General features: G+C 68.3%; 1 protein-coding gene. It reads right to left on the bottom strand.

Annotated features, from left to right (window positions below):
- On the bottom strand, positions 1–426 hold a 426-nt coding region (locus EXE42_RS17035), incomplete at both ends, for an ABC transporter substrate-binding protein (RefSeq protein ID WP_241988435.1).

Genomic DNA, 426 nt, shown 5'->3' with positions numbered 1-426 from the left:
CTCCTCTCGGACCGATTTGGGCACCACGTTCCGCGTCAGCCCGAGCGCGTAGAACGGGCCGTACCCGTACTGTAAGTCGATCTGGACGGTCCGCTCGTCGACGACCTCCACCGCGTCGATCATGTCGACGTCCGGGGCGTTCGCGGTCTCCTCCTCGACCGGCGCCAGCAGCGAGTACCGGACGTCCTCCGCGGTGACCGGCTCGCCGTTCTGGAAGCGCGGGCCGTCGCGCAGCTGCACGACGTACCGCGTCCCGTCGCGCTCGATCGTCGGCTCCTCGCGGGCGAGGTGCGGGACGGGGTCGGTCCCCTCGTCGTAGGCGTACAGCGGCTCGAACACCTGCGAGCACACCTGCTGGGAGTAGATGTCGTTGACGACGATCGGGTCGAACTCGATCGGCGACACCTGCTGGGAGTACACCAGCTC

This window comes from Halorubrum sp. SP3, from assembly GCF_005435195.1.
Lineage (GTDB): Archaea > Halobacteriota > Halobacteria > Halobacteriales > Haloferacaceae > Halorubrum > Halorubrum sodomense.
This window is presented reverse-complemented; position numbering and strand designations above follow the sequence as displayed.